Origin of the sequence: Streptomyces sp. NPDC058008 (assembly GCF_042886395.1) — a bacterium.
Classification (GTDB): domain Bacteria; phylum Actinomycetota; class Actinomycetes; order Streptomycetales; family Streptomycetaceae; genus Streptomyces.
Genome location: NZ_JBHVQX010000013.1, coordinates 12,229 through 35,736 on the forward strand (window position 1 = coordinate 12,229; position 23,508 = coordinate 35,736).

At 70.7% G+C, this 23,508-nt stretch carries 19 protein-coding genes; 13 read left to right on the forward strand and 6 right to left on the reverse strand.

Annotation, left to right across the window (positions count from 1 at the left end):
- Positions 1–198: 198 nt before the first annotated feature.
- The 4 genes from ACFVS9_RS15080 (at position 199) to ACFVS9_RS15095 (ending at position 5,277) form a co-directional block, all read left to right on the forward strand.
- A complete protein-coding gene (locus tag ACFVS9_RS15080; protein WP_383117348.1) occupies positions 199–1,470 on the forward strand; it encodes an aspartate kinase in 1,272 nt (423 codons plus the stop codon).
- Positions 1,467–2,531: an aspartate-semialdehyde dehydrogenase gene (locus tag ACFVS9_RS15085; protein WP_383117347.1), complete on the forward strand. Its 1,065-nt coding sequence runs from the start codon at positions 1,467–1,469 to the stop codon at positions 2,529–2,531. The genes ACFVS9_RS15080 and ACFVS9_RS15085 overlap by 4 nt, the downstream gene beginning before the upstream one ends.
- 359 nt (positions 2,532–2,890) lie before the next feature.
- Positions 2,891–3,466, forward strand: coding sequence for a SigE family RNA polymerase sigma factor (locus ACFVS9_RS15090; protein WP_383117357.1), 576 nt, complete (start codon positions 2,891–2,893; stop codon positions 3,464–3,466).
- Positions 3,467–4,119: 653 nt separating this feature from the next.
- Positions 4,120–5,277 (forward strand): hypothetical protein, encoded by a 1,158-nt coding sequence (locus tag ACFVS9_RS15095; protein ID WP_383117345.1) that lies wholly within the window; start codon positions 4,120–4,122, stop codon positions 5,275–5,277.
- A gap of 345 nt (positions 5,278–5,622) precedes the next feature.
- On the opposite strand, the gene ACFVS9_RS15100 is transcribed toward ACFVS9_RS15095, so the two are convergent.
- Both ACFVS9_RS15100 and ACFVS9_RS15105 read right to left on the reverse strand, forming a co-directional pair.
- Positions 5,623–6,402: an SURF1 family protein gene (locus tag ACFVS9_RS15100; protein ID WP_389932397.1), complete on the reverse strand. Its 780-nt coding sequence runs from the start codon at positions 6,400–6,402 to the stop codon at positions 5,623–5,625.
- Between the two features lie 98 nt (positions 6,403–6,500).
- Complete coding sequence (locus ACFVS9_RS15105; RefSeq protein ID WP_389932400.1) at positions 6,501–8,357, reverse strand: S9 family peptidase; 1,857 nt, start codon at positions 8,355–8,357, stop codon at positions 6,501–6,503.
- Between the two features lie 90 nt (positions 8,358–8,447).
- Here ACFVS9_RS15105 and ACFVS9_RS15110 point away from each other — a divergent pair, with 90 nt between their 5' ends.
- The gene (locus ACFVS9_RS15110) at positions 8,448–9,284 is read left to right on the forward strand and encodes a class I SAM-dependent methyltransferase (protein ID WP_383117342.1); all 837 of its coding nucleotides are present in this window, start codon (positions 8,448–8,450) and stop codon (positions 9,282–9,284) included.
- Positions 9,285–9,334: 50 nt separating this feature from the next.
- Entirely contained in the window at positions 9,335–9,754 is a 420-nt protein-coding gene (locus tag ACFVS9_RS15115; RefSeq protein ID WP_383117341.1) for a nuclear transport factor 2 family protein, read from the forward strand.
- A gap of 93 nt (positions 9,755–9,847) precedes the next feature.
- On the opposite strand, the gene ACFVS9_RS15120 is transcribed toward ACFVS9_RS15115, so the two are convergent.
- Positions 9,848–10,603: a helix-turn-helix domain-containing protein gene (locus tag ACFVS9_RS15120; protein ID WP_389932404.1), complete on the reverse strand. Its 756-nt coding sequence runs from the start codon at positions 10,601–10,603 to the stop codon at positions 9,848–9,850.
- A gap of 352 nt (positions 10,604–10,955) precedes the next feature.
- On the opposite strand from ACFVS9_RS15120, the gene ACFVS9_RS15125 reads away from it, so the two are divergent.
- The gene (locus ACFVS9_RS15125; protein WP_389932407.1) at positions 10,956–11,216 is read left to right on the forward strand and encodes a hypothetical protein; all 261 of its coding nucleotides are present in this window, start codon (positions 10,956–10,958) and stop codon (positions 11,214–11,216) included.
- Positions 11,217–11,974: 758 nt separating this feature from the next.
- Here ACFVS9_RS15125 and ACFVS9_RS15130 read toward each other — a convergent pair.
- Both ACFVS9_RS15130 and htpG read right to left on the reverse strand, forming a co-directional pair.
- Positions 11,975–12,769 (reverse strand): SGNH/GDSL hydrolase family protein, encoded by a 795-nt coding sequence (locus ACFVS9_RS15130; RefSeq protein WP_383117338.1) that lies wholly within the window; start codon positions 12,767–12,769, stop codon positions 11,975–11,977.
- A gap of 360 nt (positions 12,770–13,129) precedes the next feature.
- Entirely contained in the window at positions 13,130–15,043 is a 1,914-nt protein-coding gene (gene htpG, locus ACFVS9_RS15135; RefSeq protein WP_383117337.1) for a molecular chaperone HtpG, read from the reverse strand.
- 269 nt (positions 15,044–15,312) lie between these two features.
- Between htpG and ACFVS9_RS15140 the strand changes: the two genes are divergently transcribed.
- Positions 15,313–16,572: a damage-control phosphatase ARMT1 family protein gene (locus ACFVS9_RS15140; protein ID WP_389932411.1), complete on the forward strand. Its 1,260-nt coding sequence runs from the start codon at positions 15,313–15,315 to the stop codon at positions 16,570–16,572.
- Between the two features lie 20 nt (positions 16,573–16,592).
- Here ACFVS9_RS15140 and ACFVS9_RS15145 read toward each other — a convergent pair whose 3' ends face one another.
- Positions 16,593–17,234, reverse strand: a complete 642-nt coding sequence (locus ACFVS9_RS15145) for a TetR/AcrR family transcriptional regulator (protein ID WP_383117335.1) — start codon at positions 17,232–17,234, stop codon at positions 16,593–16,595.
- A gap of 117 nt (positions 17,235–17,351) precedes the next feature.
- Here ACFVS9_RS15145 and ACFVS9_RS15150 point away from each other — a divergent pair, with 117 nt between their 5' ends.
- From ACFVS9_RS15150 to ACFVS9_RS15170, 5 genes are all read left to right on the forward strand, one after another.
- Positions 17,352–17,909: an NAD(P)H-dependent oxidoreductase gene (locus ACFVS9_RS15150; protein WP_383117334.1), complete on the forward strand. Its 558-nt coding sequence runs from the start codon at positions 17,352–17,354 to the stop codon at positions 17,907–17,909.
- 211 nt (positions 17,910–18,120) lie between these two features.
- Positions 18,121–18,771 (forward strand): GntR family transcriptional regulator, encoded by a 651-nt coding sequence (locus tag ACFVS9_RS15155; RefSeq protein WP_383117333.1) that lies wholly within the window; start codon positions 18,121–18,123, stop codon positions 18,769–18,771.
- A gap of 490 nt (positions 18,772–19,261) precedes the next feature.
- Positions 19,262–20,395, forward strand: coding sequence for a 4-oxalomesaconate tautomerase (locus tag ACFVS9_RS15160; RefSeq protein ID WP_389932416.1), 1,134 nt, complete (start codon positions 19,262–19,264; stop codon positions 20,393–20,395).
- The gene (locus tag ACFVS9_RS15165; protein WP_383117331.1) at positions 20,376–21,326 is read left to right on the forward strand and encodes a catechol 2,3-dioxygenase; all 951 of its coding nucleotides are present in this window, start codon (positions 20,376–20,378) and stop codon (positions 21,324–21,326) included. The genes ACFVS9_RS15160 and ACFVS9_RS15165 overlap by 20 nt, the downstream gene beginning before the upstream one ends.
- A gap of 257 nt (positions 21,327–21,583) precedes the next feature.
- A complete protein-coding gene (locus tag ACFVS9_RS15170) occupies positions 21,584–22,915 on the forward strand; it encodes an MFS transporter (RefSeq protein WP_389932420.1) in 1,332 nt (443 codons plus the stop codon).
- Positions 22,916–23,508: the final 593 nt, after the last annotated feature.

Sequence of the window (23,508 nt, forward strand, 5' to 3'; positions counted from 1 at the left end):
GCGGCTGTGCCCGTTGTGTCCTGGGACACAAAGAGGCGTGTGGTGCGGGGACGTGGGCAACAGTCCGGTACGAGCAGTCCGGGACTGCGCTCCGTACCATGTGGTGAGCGGGACATCTCATCATCCGGTATCGACGGGTCGATTCCGGACTGCTCGTTAAACTGAGCCGACCGCACCATTATTGAGCGAGGAGCGCACGTGGGCCTTGTCGTGCAGAAGTACGGAGGCTCCTCCGTAGCCGATGCCGAAGGCATCAAGCGTGTCGCCAAGCGAGTCGTCGACGCCAAGAAGAACGGCAACCAGGTGGTTGTCGTGGTGTCCGCGATGGGCGACACGACGGACGAGTTGATCGATCTCGCCGAGCAGGTATCCCCGATGCCTGCCGGGCGTGAGTTCGACATGCTGCTGACCGCCGGAGAGCGGATCTCCATGGCCCTGCTGGCGATGGCGATCAAGAACCTGGGCCACGAGGCCCAGTCGTTCACGGGCAGCCAGGCCGGTGTCATCACCGACTCGGTCCACAACAAAGCGCGCATCATCGATGTCACGCCCGGCCGCATCCGGACCTCGATCGACGAGGGCAACATCGCCATCGTCGCCGGGTTCCAGGGCGTGAGCCAGGAGGGCAAGAACATCACGACCCTCGGCCGCGGCGGCTCGGACACGACCGCCGTCGCGCTGGCCGCCGCGCTGGACGCGGAGGTCTGTGAGATCTACACCGATGTGGACGGTGTCTTCACCGCCGACCCCCGGGTCGTGAAGAAGGCCCGGAAGATCGACTGGATCTCCTTCGAGGACATGCTGGAGCTGGCGGCGTCCGGTTCCAAGGTGCTGCTGCACCGCTGCGTCGAGTACGCACGCCGTTACAACATCCCGATCCACGTCCGTTCGTCCTTCTCCGGACTGCGCGGCACCTGGGTCAGCAACGAGCCGCAAGGGGACCAGCAGGTGGAGCACGCCATCATCTCCGGAGTCGCCCACGACGTCTCCGAGGCCAAGGTCACGGTCGTCGGCGTTCCCGACAAGCCGGGCGAGGCCGCCGCGATCTTCCGCGCCATCGCGGACGCCGAGATCAACATGGACATGGTGGTCCAGAACGTCTCCGCCGCCTCGACCGGCCTGACGGACATCACGTTCACCCTGCCGAAGGCGGAGGGCCGCAAGGCCATCGACGCCCTGGAGCGGAGCCGCGCCGGCATAGGGTTCGAGTCCCTGCGCTACGACGACCAGATCGCGAAGATCTCCCTCGTCGGCGCGGGCATGAAGACCAACCCCGGGGTCACGGCGGGCTTCTTCGAGGCGCTGTCCAACGTCGGAGTGAACATCGAGCTGATCTCGACGTCCGAGATCCGCATCTCGGTGGTCACCCGTATGGATGACGTCAACGAGGCCGTGCGTGCCGTGCACACCGCCTTCGGCCTGGACAGCGACTCGGACGAGGCCGTCGTCTACGGGGGCACCGGCCGATGACGGGACGCCGCCCCTCACTCGCGGTCGTCGGTGCGACCGGGGCGATCGGCGGCGTCATGCTCCAGATCCTCTCCGAGCACGCGGACGTCTGGGGCGAGGTCAGACTCGTCGCCTCCCCGCGTGCGGCCGGCACCAAGCTGGTCGTACGCGGTGAGGAGACCGAGGTCCTCGCGCTTGCCGAGGACGTGTTCGACGGCGTGGACGTGGCCCTGTTCCTGGTGCCGGACGAGGTGTCCGCACGGTGGGGGCCCGTCGCCGCCGCCCGTGGCGCCGTGGTCGTCGACGACTCGGCGGCCTTCCGGCTGGACGACGACGTGCCTCTCGTCGTCCCCGAGATCAATCCCCATGCCGTGCGGCTGCGACCGCGCGGCATCGTCGCGTCCCCGAACTGCACGACGCTGTCGCTGATCGTCGCGGTCGGCGCCCTGCACGCCGAATTCGGTCTGCGGGAGCTGATCGTCTCCTCCTACCAGGCGGTGAGCGGCGCGGGGCGTGACGGTGTGGCCGTGCTCCGTGAGCAACTCGCCCTGGTGGCGGGCACGGAGCTGGGCACACGCCCCGGCGACGTACGGCGGGCCCTGGGCGACGGGGAGGAGAGCCCCTTCGCGGCGCCGGTGGCGCTGAACGTCGTCCCGTGGGCCGGGACCGACGCCGGGGACGGCTGGTCGTCCGAGGAACTGGCCATCCGTGAGGAGTGCCGGAAGGTCCTGGGCCTGCCGGACCTCAAGGTGACGGCGACCTGTGTGTACGTACCCGTCGTCGCGACGCACTCCATGTCCGTGCACGCCCGCTTCGAGAACGAGGTGGCCGTGGCCCGCGCGCACGAGGTCCTGGCGACCGCGCCCGGGGTGGTCCTCTTCGACAGCCCCGCCGCCGGCGATTTCCCCACACCGTCCGATGTGGTGGGCACCGACCCGACCTGGGTGGGCCGGGTACGGCAGTCGATGGACGATCCGCATGCCGTCGAAATGTTCATCTGCGGCGATAATCTCCGAAAAGGCGCGGCCCTCAATGTGGCCCAGATCGCCGAGTCGGTGGCCGGGGAATTCCCTCGTACCTGATCGAACCTGTTTTGTAGGATCTGTGAGCGCCCTGTGAGTAACTTGCCGCTCTGAACCTCTTGAGCTGGGGCGTTGTCATATCCGACGATGATCTCCTGGCCCCCCGCAACCGCTGGGCGGATGCGACGCGTCTCAGTCGTCACGTCTTGCGTGGCTGGATGTGCTATCGGGGCATTTGGGGAAGAGCAGGTACGAATGAGGGCATGTCGCACAGCATCGAAAGTGGTGCCGTATGCGTACAACCCTGACGGGGGGAAGTGTGTCCAACTGGCGTGGCAGAGGTTCTCGACATCACAGTGGTGGGCCCGTTGCGAGGCGCTTCGGTGCGTCCGCTCCGGCGGCCCCGCGCACCCGGCGGTATGCCGGTGATCGCGCCCATGCCCGCTGCGCGACCCACCCGGCTGCCTTCGCAGCGCGAGGGCGCTGAGGGGACGGTGGCGGCAGGAACGACGGTCGACCATCTCACCGAGACGTATCGCGCCCATTACCGCTCACTTTTGGGCCTCGCGGCTCTCCTGCTGGACGACACGGCGTCCTGCGAGGACGTGGTGCAGGAGGCGTTCATCCGGGTCCACTCGGCGCGGAACCGGGTGCGCGATCCGGAGAAGACGCTCGCGTATCTCCGCCAGACCGTGGTCAACCTGTCCCGTTCCGCGCTGCGTCGGCGCATCCTCGGCCTGAAGCTCCTCTCGAAGCCGATGCCCGACATGGCGAGCGCGGAGGAGGGCGCGTACGACCAGTTGGAGCGGGACGCGCTGATCAAGGCGATGAAAGGGCTTCAGCGGCGTCAGCGCGAGGTTCTGGTGCTGCGCTACTTCTCCGACATGACGGAGGCCCAGGTCGCGGAGACCCTGGGGATATCGCTCGGCTCGGTGAAGGCCTACGGCTCCCGGGGGATCGCGGCGCTGCGCGTCGTGATGGAGGCGCAGGCATGAGCGGGGCCGAACACAGGCACGACGATGACCGGACTGGAAACGGAATTGTGAACCACGGGCCGGAGAACATCCCGAACGCCGATCCGGAGCGGGACGGTGAACGGAAGCAGGACCAGGACGCGCTCGACGGTGCGGAAGCCGCCTCAGGCCCCCCCGCCCCCGGGGCGGTCGCACGCGCGGACGGCGCGGGTGCTCGTGGTGCGGGAGCTCGCAGGGCGGGAGCTCGCAGGGCGGGGGCTCACGGCGCGGGTGCCGACGAATTGGACGACCGTGCCGCTGACGCGTGCGGCTCGGACGCTGATGACGTGGATGGCCGTGGCTCGGTTGCTCGCGGTTCGGATGCTCGCGGTTCGGGTGTTCATGGTTCGGCGGTTCACGGTACGGAGGCCGATGAGTTGGGCGGCCGTGAGCCGGAGGGTGACCAGGCGGGCACTGGAAAGCCGACGGGTGGGAAGCGGAAGCCCGCCGGGGGAGAGCCGGCTGGCGCTGAGCCGTCCGTCGGTGGGCCGGATGGTGGTGGGCCGGACGGTGGTGACGTCGGTGGCCGGGATGCCGATGACCGGGATGCCGACGGCCGGGAGTCCGGTAGTCGTGAGTCCGGCAGTCGTGAGTCAGGCAGTCGTGAACTGAGTGGTCGTGAACTCGGCCGCCCGGTGGCCGGGTTCGGCACCGGCGGCACACTGACCGATCTCTTCGGCGGCGGTGCCTTGGGCAGGCCGGATGAGCCGGTCGGGCCGGGGGCCTCCGGAGGGTTCGGCGGGTCGGGTGCGCCCGGCGGCGCGGGCCGCCCGGGCGGCTCCGGTGGCGAGGCCATGGACGAGGTCGCGCTGCGCCGCATGCTGCACGGCGCCGTCCAGGGCCTTGAACCCTCCGACGGCACCCTCGACCGTCTGCACCGAGCGGTTCCCGCACGGCGAGCGAAGCGACGGCAGGGAGTGGTCGGTGCCGCGGCTGCCGCGCTGCTGATCGGGACCGCGATCCCGGCATTCGTCCACGTGGCGAACTCGGACGGTTCATCCACCGCCGACACCGCCATCGCCGGCCACGGCGAGCAGGCCCAGGGAGGCAGCGGCGCTGACGCGACCGGTGAGGCCGACGGCGGTAAGACGGCCGGGCCCGCGAGCCGCCAGAGCGAAGGCGCCGAGGGCGAGACCAGTGGTCACTCCGCGATTCCGCCGCGAGGATCGGACCTGGGCGCCGAGACCAGCGGCACGAAGGGGGTGGACGACCCCCCGGGCTCCGACGCGGCCGCCGCCAAGGCCTGCGACCCGAGTCAGCTCGGTGTCGCCTCCGCCGAGTCGGGCGCGGCCGGTGCGGACGGCACCGTGTACGGAACCTTCAAGATCGCCAACGTGTCCGGCAACGCCTGCTCGGTGACGAGCAACGGCACGGTCGGCTTCCAGGCGGCGGGTGCCGCCGACCCGCTGAAGATCACTGTCGTGCAGCACACCGCGAGCGACCCCGCGAGCGGACTGCCCGATCCGTCGCTGGAGCCGGGAACCGTGTTCCTGAAGCCGTCGATGACGTACGAGGTGCGCTTCGCCTGGGTACCGTCCGACACCTGTCCGACGAGCGGCGGTTCACCCAGCCCGACGCCCACGGTCGGTGACGGGGGCGGCGGCGAGGGTGCAGGGGGCGATGCTGGAGCGACGAACACCACGGCGCAGCTCGGCAGCCCGGACGAGGGCCCGGCGGACGGCAGCATCGCGGTCACGCACACCCCGGAGGCCGGCGCGCCGACGGCGGAGACCACGATCGCCAACGCCTGCGCAGGCACGATCTACCGCACGGGCGTACTGGACGCGTCCTGACCGCACCGGACATCACCGGCTCTGCGGCGCGCCCCGGAACCGTCCGGGGCGGCCCCGGGGCCGTCCCGGGCCCCGTCCCGGAGGATCCCGGTGCCGTTCTGGGATCCCGGATCGCGCCCCGGCCCGGGCCCGTCCTTGGACCCGCTCCATGCGCGAGACCCGGGCGGGGGATGCGGGCGCGCGAGCCTGGCTGTGCGGTGCGACCTGCTCCGGTGATGCCCGAACCCGTTCCCCGGCCGTGCTGCCTCCACCGGCCGCGCCCGCGCCCGCGCCCGCGCCTGCACCTGTGCCCGTGCCGACGTGGCTGTCGGCCGGGCCCTGCCGGTGTTCCGGCGACGAAGTCCGTCAGTCGGCGTCGGCCGCGAGACCCAGCTGTACGTCGCGGGCGGCTTCCGCTTCGCGGCGCAGCAGCCGGAACCACATGAAGAGGACGAAGCCGCCGAAGACGAACCACTCGCCGGTGTAGCCGAGGTTCTGGAAGGCCTTCAGGTCGAGGCCGCTGCCCTGCGCCGCTGCCGCGGGCACCGGCTTCAGGCCGCCGTCCGTGCCACCCGCCTCCGGACCCGGCAGGGTCACCCAGGCGTCGTACACGTCGTACGGGACCAGGTTCACGAGGGACGCCGCGCTGATCATGCCGAGCTGACCCTTGGGGAGCCCGCCGCTGAGGTCGACGCCGTTCGTGCCGCTGTTCTCCGATGCCTGGAGGTCGCCGGTCACGGTGACCTCGCCTGCCGGAGCGGCCGGCACCGCGGTGCTGCCCGGGGTGCCGGCCATCCAGCCCCGCACGACGGGAAGTGCCTTGCCGGTGTCCGTGCGCAGCAGGTCCAGGACGTAGAAGCCGTCACGGTCGTCCAGTTTGCGGCCGGGGACCAGGAACTGGTCGGCGTACGAGCCCGTCGCCACGGCCGGGCGCCCTGAGGTCTCCGTGCTCACGGGGAGCAGTTCGTCGAGCGGCTCCGGGGTGCGGGTGCCCGGGGCGGGGCGCTCCTCGGCCTTCTGGTGCGTCTGCATGCGGTCCTCGAAGCGGCCGAGCTGCCAGGTGCCCATGAACACGCAGAACGGGATGGCCAGCACGACGAAGAGGTTGATCCCCCACCATCGCGGGGTCAGCAGGAACCGGTACACCCCTCCACGGTACGGTTCCCCGCTCCGGGCCCCCGGAGCGGGGTGCACCATTTATCCGGACCTTATGCCGCCGGTCCCTCTTCCGTGCGGCCCTTCCCTCAGCTCGCCCCCCGGTCCTCGGGACGCCCTTCGGCGGGGGTCCGCCCGAGGTGGCGCAGGGTGAAGTCGAGCTCCAGGCGCACCTGCTTGATCCGCTCCTCCACGACGAGCGAACCGTGCCCCGCGTCGTAGCGGTACACCTCGTGGACCGCGTCACGGGCCGCGAGACGGTCCACGTAGTTCTCCACCTGACGGATGGGGCAGCGTGGGTCGTTGACACCGGCGGAGATGTAGACCGGGGCACGCACGGCGTCCACGTAGGTCAGCGGGGACGAGGCCTCGAAGCGCTCGGGCACCTCCTCCGGTGTCCCGCCCAGGAGTGTGCGGTCCATCGCCTTCAGGGCTTCCATCTCGTCGTGGTAGGCGGTGACGTAGTCGGCGACCGGGACCGCCGCCAGCCCCAGGGCCCAGGCGTCCGGCTGCGTACCGAGCCCGAGCAGGGTCAGATAGCCGCCCCACGAGCCACCGGCCAGCACCAGCCGCTCCGGGTCCGCGAGCCCGGAGGTGACCGCCCATTCCCGAACGGCCGCGATGTCCTCCAGCTCGATCAGCCCGACCCGGTGCTTGAGCGCGTCGGTCCAGGCCCGGCCGTAGCCCGTCGATCCTCGGTAGTTGACCCTGACGACGGCGAAGCCGTGGTCCACCCACGCGGCCGGACCTGATGCGAAGGCGTCGCTGTCGTGCCAGGTGGGACCACCGTGTATCTCGAAGACGGTGGGGAACGGACCGTCACCGGTCGCAGGCGTCTGCACGAGGGCGTGGACACGGCCTCCGGGGCCGTCCACCCACACGTCCCGCACCGGCACCGACGCCGGAGCCTTGGCACCCGGCGGGTCGAGAACCACGGCACCCGTGGTGGAGCGCACGGCGGGCGGCTGCGCGGCCGACGACCACAGATACTCCACCGAGCCGTCCGGGCGTGCTGTGGCGCCCGACACCGTGCCGGCGGGGGTCTCGACCCTGACCGGGCCTTCGGAGCCCGGCTCGAAGCGCCACAGCTCGCTGCGGGCCTCGAAGCTGTGCTCGATCAGCAGCGCCGATCCGTCCGGATACCACTCCGCTCCCACGTCACCGGGCAGATCGATCGGCAGATCCGTCTGCGTCCCCGCCACCGGGTCCCAGATCATCGGCTCCCACCGGCCGCGCCGCTGATGCCCGACCAGCAGCCGGGAGTCGCCCGCCACCGGGGCGAAGCCCAGCACCGACAGACCCAGCTCCTTCGTGCCGCCCTCGGTGTCGTCCAGCTCGGCGACCGTCGAGCCGTCGGGCCGCACCACCCGAAGCGCCGAGTGCATCGCGTCGCCGTGCTCGGTGTGTTCCAGGACGATCAGCGTCCCGTCGTGGGACAGGTCACCGACCCCGGCCGACTCCCGGTGCCGATAGATCTCGACCGGCTCCGCCCCGGCGCGCACCAGATGAACGGTGGTGCCGTCCTCGTCGGTCGAGCGGCCGACCACGGCCGTGCCGTCACGGCCGATCGCGAGCCCGGCCGGGTAGGAGGCTTCCAGACCGGGCGTGGCCGCTTCGTCGGCGCCCCCTTCGAAGGGCTGGCGCATCCACACACCGAACTCGTCGCCGTCGGTGTCGGCGAACCACCAGACCGCCCGGCCGTCCGGCGGCAGCACGCCGTCGGTCGTCCCGTTGGGCCGGTCGGTGACCTGGCGCTGCTTCCCGGTCGCCCGGTCCCATGCGTACAGCTCGTACGTGCCGGTGGCGTTGGAGACGAAGAGAGCACGGTCGGGAGCGTCCTCGGCCCAGTCGGGCAGGGACACCCGCGCGGCGCGGAAACGCTGCTCCCACTGCGGCGGCTCCTGCTCCCGCTCGGATACGGACGCGTCGTTCTGTGTGTCGCTCATGACCCCATCCAACCCGATGTGGCCACAACGCCGTGCGGCCTGTGGATAACTGTTCGCGTCCGCCCCCGGCCTGTGGGTAACTTTCCCGGCATGTACGCAGCGACGCCGGATGACTGGCACGAGATCAACCGCGCACGATGGGACGAGCGCGTGCCCATCCACGCGGCCGGTGATTTCTACGGCCTGGAGGCCTTCCTCGCCGGCCGGGACGCACTGCGTGACTTCGAGCTCGCGGAGGTCGGGGACGTGACGGGCCGCACGCTGCTGCACCTGCAGTGCCACATCGGGGTGGACACCCTCTCCTGGGCCCGGCACGGAGCGGCTCACGTCGTCGGCCTCGACTTCTCCGAGCCCGCGGTCGAGACGGCGCGCGGCCTGGCGCGCACGATGGGCCTGACGCCGGAGCGCGCGGCCTTCGTCGCCGCAGACGTCCATGACGCCGCCCAGGCGGTCCCGGACTCCGCGTACGACATCGTCTACACCGGACTCGGGGCGCTGAACTGGCTTCCTGACGTGTCCCGTTGGGCGGAGGTCGCGGCCTCGTTGGTGGCGCCCGGAGGTTTTCTCTACCTCGCGGAGTTCCATCCGTTCACCGACTGCCTGGACGACGAGACCGGATCCACGGTCACGTACGACTACTTCAGCCGGGACGCCTGGGTCGATGACTCCCCCGGCACCTACGCCGACCTGGACGCCCCGACCGTCCACAACCGCAGCGTCGAGTGGCAGCACCCGGTGGGTGAGGTGGTCTCGGCGCTGGCGGCGGCGGGGCTCCGGATCGAGTTCCTGCACGAGCACGACGCGTCGCTCTTCCCCCGGTACCGGGCGCTGGAGCGGCAGCCGGACGGGTACTACCGCTTTCCCGCCGACCGCCCGCGCATCCCGATGATGTACTCGATCAAGGCATCCCGGCCGGTCAGCGGCTGACCGGAGGCGGCCCGCCCCGATTGTCAGTGGCGGGCGCCACACTCGGAGACATGACCGAGACGACCGGCGGTGTGGACGTGACGTGGGAAGCGGCCGAGGTGAGGGCCGCCGTGGAGGCGTACCGGGCTGCCGTGAACGCCCGTGACTGGACTGCCTTCGCCGCCACCCTCGCTGAGGACATGGTGTACGACCTGCCGCAGCGCCGTGAGCGCATAGCCGGCCGCGACCGCTACGTCCGGTTCACGCGGGACCTCCCGGGGGACCGGCATGTCCGCATCGAGCGGATCGTGGCCGACGGCGAGGGCCGGCAGGCCGCGGTCCGGGAGCTGGTCACCGTCGGCCGGGAGGAGATACCCGCCGTCCACTTCCTCACCTTCGACACGGACGGCCTGATCGCCGGAGTGACGGACTTCCGGTCCGAGCCCTACGAACCCCCGGCGGCCCGTGAGCACTTGGTCGAGCGGTACTGAGCCCGGGAGCCCGGTCGTGCGTGTGCCCGGCATGGAGGAGACGGCCACCCGAACGGCCGGTGCACCCCCGCCATCACGTGCACAGGCCGTGAACTATCCGTGTTCCGGGCTTGATTCGGCAGCCGGTTCCGAGGCCGTTCCTGGTTTGGTGTGAAGGATGTCGCGGGCCTGGTCGGCGGCGCGCGTGATGCTCTCGGACACGAAGTCGAGGAAGCGCGCGATGTTCTCCAGGCGCATGGCGGCGGGGGTTCCGGAACCGAGGACACCCACGCCCTGGCGTGCGGTGGCGACGAGTTGGGCGGTGGAACGGGCGCTGGCCATCATGGACTGGTAGTAGATGTCGTCATCGACGATATAGCGCTCCCGGCGGCGCTCGTCGCGTTCCCGGCGGATGAATCCCTGGCTGTCCAGGAAGGTGATCGCCTTGGAGACGGACGCGGGGCTGACCTGGAGGCCCTGGGCCAGCTCGGACGCGGTGAGGCTGCCGGAGTCGGTGAGTATGAGGCGGGCCATCACCCGTGCCGTCATCGTGGACATGCCCGAAGCCATCATGAAGGTGGTGAACACTTCCTCGAAGGCGTGCACCGCCTCGGCATCGCGGCCGTACGGCTGCGGGGCTGCCTCCGCCCCCCGAGGCGTGGACTGCTTACGGCGGCGGGTGCGCTGCTCGGTGGAACGGTGGGCGATCTCGGCGCGGTAGGCGGTGGGCCCTCCGTTGCGCATCACCTCGCGCGTGACGGTCGACGTCGGACGGTCGAGGCCTCGGGCGATCTCCGCGTAGGGGAGGCTCTCGGCCAGCCCCAGCGCGATCTGCCGACGTTCCTGCTGGGTGAGCCTGCCTCCCGGCATGACGGTCTCCTCGGTGATCCCTCGCGGCGGTCCTGATGGGCCCACCGTAGTGTTCGTCGTCTGCTCCATGCAATGCGTAGTGCGGTGAGCGTTGCTTTGTTCTCACAGCCAATGCAACTGGTAAGTGCACTTCGTCTGTGTGTATGGAGCTTTAATGCAACGGGTGTGTTGATGAAACGGTGAACGCAACGTAGCGTTTCTGGTGTGGGAAAGGGTGAAGGGCGCAAGAGGGTGTGCTCGGGACTTCGGCACCCCGTCCGGGACCGTCGCAGGGTCCGGGGCCGTCGCGCTGATCGCAGACAACCGCGCCGACGCCAGTGTCGAGGGCGCTGTCCTCTCCAGGAGCCGGGGCGTGCAGGCTCGCCCACGCGGACTCGCCCCTGGCCTCGGCGGCCATTTCTTCGGCTCCTCCGGATCGGTGCCGGTCACCGTGGGCTCGCCCGCCGGATCCCACGTCCAGGTCGAGACGGCCGGATCTGAGATCCGCGAAGTGGGTTGTCCCGATCTCGACGGTGTCAGCTTCCCGGCGCGCGACCGCCGGATCCGGATCGATGACGCCGCGCGCGTTGTCCCGCCGCGATCGGGGGAGCCGCCGGATTCGGCCTTCGCGTGATCATGCCCTACGGCGCCATCACCGTACGCAGCCTTCGTCGGCGCGGAGGGGCGGGCCGGACCGGCTACGCGTTCCGGTGGACACCAAGGCCCTGGCTCAACTCCGTTGACTGCCTGTCACCGGCTCCTGGGCCACTGCCTCGTGGCCGCCCCCACGGCTGTGTTGCCCGGCGGGACGGGGCAGAGCCAGTGGTGGGCGACGACCGAACGTGAGTCAGGGCGGCGGTGCGTCACCTGTGGGCGGGAGGGGCCGAGGGGAGTCGCGGCACTCGACGGGCCGTCACTTCTTCGGGGGCCGCGCGGTGCGGACGGTGCGCTGCTGATGGCTCCGGCCGCGAGGACGCTTGTACCGCGGCCCACGATCAGGGCCGTACCCGGAGTGCGCGGCCCCGCGCGATGCCGGGATCCGTACGTCCTGGCTGGCGCGCGGGCGTACGGGGCGGGGTGGTCGAGTTGTCGCACGCCATGATCACGGTGCGGTGCCCAGGGCCCGGAGTGCAGAGAACTCAGCCAGGGGCCGGAGTTCACAGCCGGGGTCTCCCCGGGGTCGAGGAATCCCGTCGGCCGGAGCCCGCCCGCTGACGGGGGCCGGCCACGAGCGGAGCCCGCCCACCGACGGGAGCCGGCCACGGGCAGATCCCGCCTACCGCCGACAGCACCGCCCCCTGATGTGGGGGGAGGGCGGTGCCGCGTGTGGCGGAGGGGGCGTTCTGCGCGCGTCAGGCCACGGAGCCCGACGGGCAGGTCGATCTACGCGCGTCAGGCCACGGAGCGGAAGGCCGGCAGATAGCCGTTCGACTGCCCGATGGCCTTGGGGTGGTACGAGTTGGTGACCGGGATGGACACGCTGTGGATCCACGCGTCACCCGAGCAGAGTTCGTGCCCGGTGAACTCGTCCACGACGCTGGAGAACGTGAATCCCGCGTTGGCCGCCCGCTTGGCGAGCACCCCGTTCAGCACGTCCGAGGCGTTGTTGATCGCGCCGCGCTCGGTCTCGGTGAGGCCTGCGATGCAGGTGCCCGACAGCTTGTAGAAGCGGGGGTATCCCAGGACCACCACATGGGCCTGCGGGGCCCGCGACCTGATGCCCGTGTAGAGGGAGTCGAGCTTCCCGGGCAGGGAGTTCTGAATCGCGGAGACCGCCGTGTTCACCCGGCTCACGCAGGTGGCCTCGCTCTGCAGGACGCAGGTCTGCATGACATCGGCGAACCCGACGTCGTTGCCGCCGGCCGTGAGGCTGACGAGTGTGGTCGACGAACTCAGGGCGCTCAGCTGGCCACTGGAAACGGAGGCCGTCGTCGCGCCCGAGCAGGCGACGAAGGTGAACGAGGACGGAGCGTTCGCGTTCTTCCAGAGGTAGGGGTAGGCGTTGGTGCTGCGCTTGCAGTCGCCGCTCTCCGATGTGTAGCTGCCGGCTCCCACTCCGGAGGAGTAGGAGTCACCGAGAGCGACGTAGTTGTCGCCGGCGGCGGATGCTGGTTGCGCGATGCCGAGCGCGGCCACGGCGGCGATCGCGAGAGTGACGACGGAGGCCCGGAAGGTTCGTACTGACATGGCTGCCAGCCCTTCGAAATGTGGGGGACGAGGGGGGAGTTCGTGGGGCGAGCACGTTTTTAGCAGCTTCCGGTACTCGGCGGTAATGGCCCCGGAGAAAGTCGTCTGATATGCCCGAAGGATCGTTCGGTGGGCGATGCTCCGCGCGTAGATAAACCTTCAACGGGCCCTCGAAGTAGTGAAGTTCCGGGTCGTTGCCGCACCCCTGACGACTCCTCTGAGTCACCTTGGGGGGAGCGCCATCTGTTCGAACGCCGACAGCTCTCCGCTTCCGGACCCCTCTTCACGACTCCCGGGCCCAGCACACGACTGCGGCCGCCAGGAATCCTGGCGGCCGCAGTCGTGGAAGGCGGGCGGGGGTTACAGCGTGCGCTCCAGGCGCTCCGCCATCAGCCGGCTGAAGCGTGCGGGGTCACTCAGCTCGCCACCGTCCGACAGGAGGGCCAGCCCGTGGACGAGCTCGGCCGTCTCGGCCAGTGCGGTGCCGGCGCCTTCCTCGCCGCTCTGCGCGGTGTAGGCCTTGTTCAGTCCGCTGATCAGCGCGTGCGAGGGGTTGAGTTCGAGGATGCGCTTGATCTGCGGCACCTCCTGGCCCATGGCGCGGTACATGTTCTCCAGCGCCGGGGTGGCATCGTGCGTGTCCGAGACGACGCAGGCCGGTGAGACGGTGAGCCGTGAGGAGAGGCGGACCTCCTTCACGGTCTCGCCGAGCTGCTCCGTCATCCAGGTCAGCAGACCGGCGTACTCCTGCTGCTGCTTCTCACGCTCGGCCTCGACCTCCTTCTTCTCCTCGTCGGTGTCCAGGTCGACCTCGCCCTTGGAGATGGACTGGAGCGGCTTGCCGTCGAACTCGGGGACCGACTGGACCCAGACCTCGTCGACGGGGTCGGTCAGCAGGAGGACCTCGAAGCCCTTGGCGCGGAACGCCTCCATGTGGGGCGAGCTCTCCATCGAGGCGCGCGACTCGCCCGTCATGTAGAAGATCTGCTCCTGGCCCTCCTTCATCCGCTCCACGTACGAGCGGAGACCGGTCAGCCCCTCCTCGTCCTGGGTCGAGGCGAACGAGGAGATCTCAAGGATCGCGTCACGGTTCTCGAAGTCCTGGAACAGGCCCTCCTTGAGGACCCGGCCGAATTCCTTCCAGAACGTGTCGTACTTCTCGGGGGTGGCGGACTTCATGTCCTTCACCGTCGAAAGCACCTTCTTGACCAGGCGGCGCCGCATCATCTCGATCTGGCGGTCCTGCTGAAGGATCTCGCGCGACACGTTGAGCGACAGGTCCTGTGCGTCGACCACGCCCTTGACGAAGCGGAGATAGGTCGGCATGAGCGCTTCGCAGTCGTCCATGATGAATACGCGCTTCACGTAGAGCTGTACTCCACGCTTGTGGTCCTGCATGAACAGGTCCTGCGGCGCGTGGGCCGGGAGGAAGAGCAGCGCCTGGTATTCGAAGGTCCCCTCCGCCTGCATGCGGATGGTTTCGAGCGGGTCGGTCCAGTCGTGGCTGATGTGTTTGTACAGCTCGCTGTACTCCTCATCGGTCACGGAGTCCTTCGACCGGGCCCAGAGGGCCTTCATCGAGTTGACCGTCTCGGTCTCGGGCTCCGCCCCCTCCTCGCCTCCGGCCGCGGCCATGCGGATGGGCCAGGTGATGAAGTCGGAGTAGCGCTTGACGATTTCCCTGAGCTTCCAGGGCGACGTGTAGTCGAAGAGCTTGTCCTCGGTGTCCTCGGGCTTCAGCCGCAGCGTGACGGAGGTGCCCTGCGGGGCGTCGTCGACCGACTCGACGGTGTAGGTGCCCTCGCCGCTGGACCGCCACCGCGTGCCGGTGTCCTCGCCGGCTCGCCGCGTGAGCAGGGTGACTTCGTCGGCGACCATGAAACTCGAATAGAAACCGACACCGAACTGCCCGATGAGTTCCTCGGAAGCAGTGGAGTCCTTGGCTTCCTTCAGTTCCTTGAGGAACGTGGCCGTGCCGGAATTGGCGATCGTCCCGATCAGCTGCACGACCTCGTCGTGCGACATTCCGATGCCGTTGTCGCGCACGGTCAGCGTGCGCTTCTCCTGGTCGGCGTCGATGGCGATATGGAGGTCGGACGAGTCCGCCTGGAGGGTGTCGTCGCGGAGGGTTTCCAGCCGCAGTTTGTCCAGCGCGTCCGAAGAGTTGGAAATGAGCTCACGCAGAAATACATCCTTGTTCGAGTAAATCGAATGGATCATCATCTGCAGGAGCTGGCGGGCTTCTACCTGGAACTCGAACGTCTCGGCCGGCATGGGTACGGATTCCCTTTCCTGGGGTAAGTCATCTGAGCCGCTGCTCATCGTAACCAGGCACCGGGCCGCCCATGTGCCGGATCGGACAGGGCCGTTGGACGCGCGCTCCCGTGCTGCCGGTTCAGGCGCGCGCCGCCCGGTTCGCGGCCGAGCGCTCCGGGCGTTCGGCGGAATCCCGCCCCCGAGGGGGGCGGGCGCGCGCTCCCGGGGCCGGACACGCGCTCCCCGCGGTCGGACGCGAGAGTTCCGCGCCGGGCAGACTGGGACGCATGGGCGATACGACAGCGGCTTCCGGCACCGGGCGGGACACCGGCCCTCCTCCTGTGATCACCTGCCGGGAGCCCGGTAGCTTCGCCCGGAGCGTCATGGCCGAGCGCCACCCGGCGCTGATCGAGCAGGTGCGTGACGCCTTTCCGTACGGCCCCCGGCAGCACCGGGCCCTGGACGCCCTGTCGCACGAGATCATCCACGGCGTCGTCGAACCGCCCGGTACGGGAAGCCCGGACCGGGACCTCTGGCTGGTGCGGGGACGGGACCACTTCGGGCGCTCCTGGTTCGACGCCCCGTTCCTCTGGGCCGAGAGCTACTTCTACCGCAGGCTTTTGGAAGCCGTCGGCTACTTCGGGGGTCCGTGGCAGGGCATCGACCCCTTCGCCCCCTTCAAGCGGGCCGAACTCCGCGGCGGCACGGTCGAGGAGGAGCTGCGCGCGCTGGACGACCTCGCCGGCGTCCCCGCGGCCGGGAGGGCGGAGGCGCTTCTCCAGGCCTCGCTCTGGGGCAACCGCGCGGACCTCGGTTTCCACGGCCCGGACGGCGCATCTGCGTCGGACACGGCCGGTCCGGGCGGATCCGGCGACGGCGGGACCGCTCCCGGTCTCGTCGCCGACGACAGCGCGGCGCTGTGGGCCCTCCTGCCGCCCGGGTCCGGGGCCTCCGTCGCCGTCATCGCGGACAACACCGGGCGCGAGCTGATCCCCGACCTCGTCCTCGTCGACCACATGCTCCAGCACGGCCACGCCGACCGGGTGGTGCTCCATGTGAAGCCGGATCCGTACTACGTCTCGGACGCGACGACGGCCGATGTCGTCGACTGCCTGCGCCGGCTGGAACGGGCCCCGGGAGAGGCGGGTGCGATCGGCGGGCGGGTCCGTGAGGCCATGGGCACCGGCCGGCTCGATGTGCGCGCCCACGCCTTCTTCTGCGCCCCGTTTCCGTACGAGCGGATGCCTGACGACCTCCGGGCCGAACTCGGCGCGGCCACCCTCACGATCCTCAAGGGCGACCTCAACTACCGGCGCCTGGTGGGTGACCGGCTGTGGCCCGCGACCACCTCGTTCGCCGGCCTCACCGCGTACTTCCCGAGCCCTGTCGCCGCGCTGCGCACGCTGAAGTCGGACGTGGTCGTGGGCCTCGGCCCGAGGACCCTGGACGGCTTGGAGCGGTCCGGACGGGCGTGGCGTACGAGCGGCACGCACGCCCTGGTCCAGGTGCGGGACAGGCCCCACGCTCCCGCGCACGGCGCCCCGTAGCGGCCCGTCCTGCCGGTGCGTCAGCGCACGACGCCGTACCGTTCGAGGAGGTCGTGCCAGCCCCGCTCCAACTGTGCGACGGGCAGGCCGCGTTCGCAGGTCAGATGGTGGACCAGCGGAGCGTCGACCGACCCGAGCAGGGTGTGCGCGAGCAGCTCCGGCTCGCCGTCGGCCCGCGCCTGCCGCAGGAGCAGGGCGACATGGCTGAGCCGCAGTCGCTGCGCGGGGACGGTGTAGGTCCGCAGCGGGTCGGTGCGGGAGGCCAGGATCAGCTCGTGATGATCGCTCTCGTGCCGCATGAGCGCGGGGCCGAAGGCGTGCAGACGCTCGGCTGCCGGGGCGTCCGGGCCCATGGGAGGCGGCCCGGAGAGGAAAGCGGCCTGGAGCAGTGACTCGCGGTGGTCGAGGAGTGCGATGAGCAGGCCGGTGCGGTCCTTGAAGCGCCGGAAGACCGTGCCCTTGCCGACCCCGGCCGCGGCGGCCACCGATTCCATCGTGAGGTCCGCCGCGCCGCAGCTGGCCAGAAGGCGGGAGGCGGCGTCCAGCAGGAGGGCTCGATTGCGGGCCGCGTCCGCCCGCAGCTCCGGTCCGCCGACGGCGGCGAGCGTGAGACTCGTGCGCGCCTCGCCGGGGCCGTGCGGCGGGGGAAGGGGAGCGGTCATGGCTTCAGGGTAGCCCCGGTCCGAGATAAGTGGACCGCGGTCCGCTTAGGTGGTACAACTTTAAACGGACCGTGGTCCACTTACTTCTGCAGTCTCCGTCTCCCAGGAGCTTCCCCCATGTCTGTACGCATCCTCGCCCTCGTCGGCAGCCTCCGCGCCGGCTCCCACAACCGTCAGCTCGCCGAGGCCGCCGTCAAGCACGCGCCCGAGGGTGTCGAGGTCGTGCTGTACGAGGGTCTCGCCGAGGTCCCGTTCTACAACGAGGACATCGACGTCGAGGGCGGCGTCCCCGCTGCCGCTGCCGAGCTGCGCGCGTCGGCCGGCCAGGCGGACGCGTTCCTGCTGTTCTCGCCCGAGTACAACGGCACCATGCCGGCCGTGCTGAAGAACGCCATCGACTGGCTGTCGCGCCCGTACGGCGCCGGCGCCCTGACCGCCAAGCCGGTCGCCGTGGTCGGTACCGCCTTCGGCCAGTTCGGCGGAGTCTGGGCCCAGGACGAGGCCCGCAAGGCCGCCGGTATCGCGGGCGGTGCGGTCCTCGCGGAGGCCAAGCTCTCCATCCCCGGCTCCGTGACCCGCTTCGCCGAGCTCCACCCGGCGGACGACGCCGAGGTCGTCACCTCGCTCACCGAGGTGCTCCGCCAGGTCGTCGAGGGCACCGCGACGGCCGCCTGATCCATCGCTTCGCGACGGTGTGCGGCACCGTTGCGGTCCGGTGCACCCATGGGCCCGGCCCCTCTCCCAGGAGAGGAGCCGGGCCCATACGCGTACGCGGGCATGGGTGGCGGGAGCGTCCTGAAGGCTCCGGCACTATGGCCAACAGAATTGTTGACAATCCTGTTGGCCTAGATTTAGGTTCGACAGGCACTCACTCAGGGGGGCAACGATGCCGGAGCAAGCCGCACCGACCAGTGGGGAGCAGGCCAGGCAGCTGGCTCTCGCCCGGCTCCGGCAGGCGATCCTGCGCGGCGAGATGGCGCCGGCCCAGCGGCTGGTGGAGAACGAGCTCGCCGAGCAGTTCGGTGTGACGCGGGCCAGCGTCAGGGCGGCGCTGATCGAGCTGGAGTCGGAGGGGCTGGTCGAGCGGATCCGTAACCGTGGATCGCGGGTGCGGGTGGTGAGTGTCGACGAAGCCGTCGCCATCACCGAGTGCCGCATGGCCCTGGAAGGACTCTGTGCGGCGAAGGCGGCTCTCGCGGCCGACGACGAGCAGCTCGGCCGGCTCACCGGAATCGGCGAGGCCATGGCCAAGGCCGTCGCCGGGGGCGAACCGATGCTCTACTCCGACCTGAACCATGAACTCCACTCCATGGTGCGGGAGTTCTCCGGCCAGCAGACGGCCGTGGCGCTTCTGGAGCGGCTGAACGGCCAGCTGGTGCGCCACAGGTTCCAGCTCGCCCTGAGGCCCGGCCGCCCCCAGCAGTCCCTGAGTGAACACCTGGCCATGATCGACGCGATCAGGGCCAGGGATCCGCAGGCGGCCGAGGCGGCCGTCCGCTCCCACCTGGCGAGCGTGATCGAGGCGCTGCGCGGCTGACGCGCCGCGTCCGGTCGACGCGCCGCGCTGGTGGGCCGAAGCCCCGTCCAGCAAGGAGAGTGAGCCATGACGACCGACACGGCGCCCATCCTGGGGCGGCCCGTATGAGCGGCGGCATCACCACCGGCCCGCCGGTGGCGGAAGCGCGGAGCGCCGAGACGCTCACCGGCCGCGGCGGTACGGCCGCGACGCGAGGCGTGCCGGGCCGCGACGGTCCGGCACCGCACCCCGCCCGTGAAGCGGTGCGTGCCCGCGTGCCGGCCACGGGGACGCCGGTGGCTGCGCAGGACGCGGGGCGTGTGGACGGTACGGACACCTCGGCACGCGCGGCCACCCCCGGAGCCCGGCCCGTTCCGGCCCGGCTCCGGTACAGCCCGGCCGGGGAGTCCGGTGACCCGGGCGGACGCCGCGTCTCGTACGGGATCTGCGGGAGCCGAGGGAGCCAAGCGGGCCGCGAGAGCCGCAGGAGTCGTACCCGGGAGGCTGCCGCATGACCGGGGAGCCGACTGAAGTCCGCTGCCTCCTGATGCGCGGCGGCACGTCCAAGGGCGCCTACTTCCTGGCCGACGACCTGCCGGAGGACCCGGCGGCCCGTGACGACCTGCTGCTGCGGATCATGGGCAGCCCGGACCCGCAGCAGATCGACGGCCTCGGCGGGGCGCACCCGCTCACCAGCAAGGTCGCGGTCGTCTCCGTGCCGGACGACGACCCGGCCGCCGACGTCGACTACCTCTTCCTCCAGGTGGCCGTCGACACCGTGGAGGTCTCCGACCGCCAGAACTGCGGCAACCTGCTCGCCGGGGTCGGCCCCTTCGCCGTCGAACGGGGCCTGGTCGCCGCCTCCGGAGCGCATACCTCCGTACGCATCCGCATGCTCAACACCGGAGATCTCGCCACCGCGACCTTCCCCACCCCGGACGGGCGCGTCGACTACACCGGGACGGCACAGATCTCCGGGGTACCGGGTACCGCCGCGCCCGTGGTGATCGAGTTCGCACCGGGAACCGCCCCTCTGCTGCCCACCGGCCGGGCCCGTGACGTCATCGCCGGCACGTCGGTGACCTGCGTCGACAACGGCATGCCGACCGTCCTCATCCCCGCGGACGCCCTGGGCCTCACGGGCCGTGAGACGCCACGGGAACTGGAGGCCGACGCCACCGTGCGCGACCGCCTCGAAAGGATCCGCGTCGAGGCGGGCCCCCTCATGGGCCTCGGTGACGTACGCGGCACCACGGTGCCCAAGCTCAGCCTGCTGTCCCCGCCCGCCCACGGCGGCGCCGTGACGACCCGCACGTTCATTCCGCACCGCTGCCACACCTCCATCGGCGTCCTCGGCGCGGCGGGCGTCGCCGCCGGGCTGCGCGTCGCCGGAGGGATCGCCGAGGGCATCGCCCGGCTTCCCGCCCACGGCGACCGGCTGCGCATCGAACACCCCACCGGGTTCCTCGACATCGAGACGGGTGTCGGGACCGGTGCGGACGGAACCCCGTCCGTCAGCCGCACCGCGGTGGTGCGCACCGCACGGAAGATCTTCGACGGCACCGTCTTCCCCCGCTCCGGGCAGGCCGCTCCGACGGCCGGACCCTCCCCGCAAGGAGACGCAGATGACTCCCCCGCTCGGTGACATCGCCCACCTCGGCCACGCCGAACTGCTCACCCCGGACCTGGACGCCAGCGTCCGTTTCTTCACCGACTACCTGGGCCTGACCGTCAACGGGCAGGCCGGCGACTCGGTGTACCTGCGCACCTTCGACGACTACGAGCACCACAGCCTGGTGCTCACCGCCGCCGAGAAGCCCGGCCTGCGCCGCACCGCTCTGCGGACCTCCGGCGAGGAGGCCCTGCTGCGCCGGGTCGCCGCACTGGAGGCGGCCGGCCACGCGGGCCGCTGGGCCGAGGACGAGCCCGGAATCGGCAGGCTCTACCTCACCGCCGATCCCGACGGCCACGAGATGGCCCTGTACTGGGAGACCGAGTACTACGAGGCTCCGCCGGAGCTGCGGCCCGCGCTGAAGAACCAGCCCCAGGCCAAGCCCAACCGGGGTGTGGGAGTGCGGCGCCTCGACCACATCAACTACCTGGCCGCCGACGTCGCCGCCAACGCCGACTTCCAGCACCAGGTCCTCGGCGCCCGGCCCACCGAGCAGATACAGCTCGACACGGGCCGCATCGCCGCGAAGTGGCTGACGTTCAACAACAAGTCGTACGACGTCGTCTACACCGCCGACCGGACCGGTTCCAGCGGGCGCCTGCACCACATCGCGTTCGCCACCGACACCCGTGAGGACATCCTGCGCGCGGCCGATCTCGCCATCGACAGCGGCGTGTTCATCGAGACGGGCCCGCACAAGCACGCCATCCAGCAGACCTTCTTCCTGTACGTCTACGAGCCCGGAGGCAACCGCGTCGAGCTCTGCAACCCGCTCACCCGGCTGGTACTCGCCCCCGACTGGCCGCTGGTCACCTGGACCGAGGCCGAGCGCGCCAAGGGGCAGGCGTGGGGCCTGCGGACGATCGAGTCCTTCCACACGCACGGCACCCCGCCGCTGGACTGAACCGCGGGCGCGACCGGCGGGGCGGGCGGCACACGACGGTGTGCCGCCCGCCCCGCCTTCGTCATGACCGGTACGAGAGGCAGCGGCGCGAGACGGCCCCGAATTGTTCCTGAGATTGTTGACAAAAACGTTGACGCCTCATGCCGGGGTCCTTAACGTCATCGGCACGTCGGGCCCGCAGCGATCGAGCCCCACCGGCCCGCCTCTGCCGAAGCTCCCTCAGGGACAGAGCTGTCCCGGACGAGAGGAACACCGCGATGCCCTCCCGAACCCCCGCCACCGGCGCCCGCAGCAGCCGGCTCGCCCTGCTGGCCGTAGGCCTGTGCTGGCTGGTCGTCCTCTTCGACGGCCTCGACATGTTCATCTACGGTTCCGTCCTGCCGCACATGCTGGAGACCGGGGCGCTCGGCATCGACCCCGGAAAGGCCGGTGACATCGGCTCGTACGCCACCTTCGGCATGCTGCTCGGAGCCCTGTCCTCCGGCACGATCAGCGACTGGGCGGGACGCAAGAGGACGATCGTGGTCTCCACCGCCGTCTTCTCGCTGGCCTCAGCCGTCTGCGCCATGGCCGGCAGCCTCGGAGTGTTCGGCCTCGGCCGCTTCCTGGCGGGGCTGGGCCTCGGCGGCCTCCTGCCGAGCGCCATCACCCTGGTCAGCGAGTACGCTCCGCGCGGCCACGGGGCACTGATGGTCGGCTCCCTCATGACCGCCCACCAGGCCGGCGGCATCGTGGCGGGTTTCGTGGCGCTGTGGACCGGGGACTGGCGCGTCTCCTTCTGGATCTGTGTGGTCCCGCTCTTCGTCGGTGTCCCGCTGGCCATCAAGTTCCTGCCCGAATCGCTGACGTTCCTGCGCGCCAAGGGGCGAACCGAAGAGGCCCTGGCCCTCGCCGGCCGCTACGGCGTCGAGGCGCCCGCCCCCGCCCGCGAGGGGAAGCGTCCCGTGGCCACCGAGCGGTGGAGCGCGCTCGCCGCGCTGTTCCGCGGCGGACTGTGGGCGCAGACCCTGTGCTTCTGGCTGGCGTCCTTCGGCGGACTCCTGCTGGTCTACGGGGTCTCCCAGTGGCTGCCCTCGATGATGCGCGCGGCCGGATACGACCTCGGCTCGTCGCTCGGCTTCGTCATCGTGATCAACCTCGGCGGCATCGTCGGCATGCTCGTGGGCGGCCGGCTCACCGACCGGTTCGGCGGGGCGCGCGTCGGCGCGATCTGGTTCGCCGCCACCGCCGTCGGCGTCTACACGCTCAGCGTCCACATGCCGCTGGCCGTCACCTACACCGTCGTCTTCCTGACGGGCCTCTTCCTCTTCAGCGCCCAGGCGATGATCTACGCCACGGTGGCCGCCCGTTCCGACGACGGCAACCGTGCCACGGCGGTCGGCTGGACCTCCGGCATGGGCCGATTCGGAGCGGTCTTCGGCCCCTGGCTCGGCGGCCAGCTCCTCGCCACCGGCTCGACCACCACGGGCTTCACCGTGTTCGCGGCGGCAGGCGTCTTCTCCCTGATCTTCATCGGCCTGACCGGCCTGCCCGCCGTGAAGGGCTCCACGGGTGCGGGACCCGCACGCCCGCTCTCGGCCGCGGGGTGAGGGCAGGGCGACGCCATCGGTCCGAGGGACCGGCGACGGGCGGCGAGGGCAGGTGCTGAGCCGAGTGCCTGCCCTCGCCGCGGATCCTTCCGGCCGGACGGCGACCGTCTCCGCCGTGCCGTGCCGCGACCCCTCCGCCAGGCACGATGTGGAGGGGGCGCTCCGCCACGGCGCGATGTGGACGGGGCGCTCAGCCAGGCACGACGTGGACGGTCGTTCCGCCCTCAGCCGCTCCGGCTCCGCCCCATCTCCGCCGGTGGTCCGGCGTACGCCCGCGCTCGTCCGTCGCTCGTCCGTCCGTCGTCTGTTGGTCGTCTGTTCGTCGGCGGGGTCGCTGCGCCGGTGCTCACGCGGTCGGGCGCTCCCCGCTCAACGGCCCGTGGCTCACGCGGTAGTTGTCAGTGTTGGCGCCCAGGATCCCCGGTGCGCGGTCGGCTTTCGGGGGTTCCAGCTCCGAAAGGAATGGTTGCATCCCCGGCCTGTCCGGGGGCGGCCCGGAGAAACGTCCGGGACCCAGCCGACGGCCGGGCTTCGTCGATGGCCGGCGGACGACCTGTCAGAGCCGACCGCGCGCACCGTCCCCCGTTTCACGG

Excerpts from the sequence above, each read along its gene's own strand:
- ACFVS9_RS15085 (WP_383117347.1), top strand. The coding sequence starts at position 1,467 with ATGACGGGACGCCGCCCCTCACTCGCGGTCGTCGGTGCGACCGGGGCG.
- ACFVS9_RS15090 (WP_383117357.1), top strand. The coding sequence starts at position 2,891 with ATGCCGGTGATCGCGCCCATGCCCGCTGCGCGACCCACCCGGCTGCCT.
- ACFVS9_RS15105 (WP_389932400.1), bottom strand. The coding sequence starts at position 8,357 with ATGAGCGACACACAGAACGACGCGTCCGTATCCGAGCGGGAGCAGGAG.
- ACFVS9_RS15110 (WP_383117342.1), top strand. The coding sequence starts at position 8,448 with ATGTACGCAGCGACGCCGGATGACTGGCACGAGATCAACCGCGCACGA.
- ACFVS9_RS15115 (WP_383117341.1), top strand. The coding sequence starts at position 9,335 with ATGACCGAGACGACCGGCGGTGTGGACGTGACGTGGGAAGCGGCCGAG.
- ACFVS9_RS15120 (WP_389932404.1), bottom strand. The coding sequence starts at position 10,603 with ATGCCGGGAGGCAGGCTCACCCAGCAGGAACGTCGGCAGATCGCGCTG.
- ACFVS9_RS15130 (WP_383117338.1), bottom strand. The coding sequence starts at position 12,769 with ATGTCAGTACGAACCTTCCGGGCCTCCGTCGTCACTCTCGCGATCGCC.
- htpG (WP_383117337.1), bottom strand. The coding sequence starts at position 15,043 with ATGCCGGCCGAGACGTTCGAGTTCCAGGTAGAAGCCCGCCAGCTCCTG.
- ACFVS9_RS15140 (WP_389932411.1), top strand. The coding sequence starts at position 15,313 with ATGGGCGATACGACAGCGGCTTCCGGCACCGGGCGGGACACCGGCCCT.
- ACFVS9_RS15145 (WP_383117335.1), bottom strand. The coding sequence starts at position 17,234 with ATGACCGCTCCCCTTCCCCCGCCGCACGGCCCCGGCGAGGCGCGCACG.
- ACFVS9_RS15150 (WP_383117334.1), top strand. The coding sequence starts at position 17,352 with ATGTCTGTACGCATCCTCGCCCTCGTCGGCAGCCTCCGCGCCGGCTCC.
- ACFVS9_RS15155 (WP_383117333.1), top strand. The coding sequence starts at position 18,121 with ATGCCGGAGCAAGCCGCACCGACCAGTGGGGAGCAGGCCAGGCAGCTG.
- ACFVS9_RS15160 (WP_389932416.1), top strand. The coding sequence starts at position 19,262 with ATGACCGGGGAGCCGACTGAAGTCCGCTGCCTCCTGATGCGCGGCGGC.
- ACFVS9_RS15165 (WP_383117331.1), top strand. The coding sequence starts at position 20,376 with ATGACTCCCCCGCTCGGTGACATCGCCCACCTCGGCCACGCCGAACTG.
- ACFVS9_RS15170 (WP_389932420.1), top strand. The coding sequence starts at position 21,584 with ATGCCCTCCCGAACCCCCGCCACCGGCGCCCGCAGCAGCCGGCTCGCC.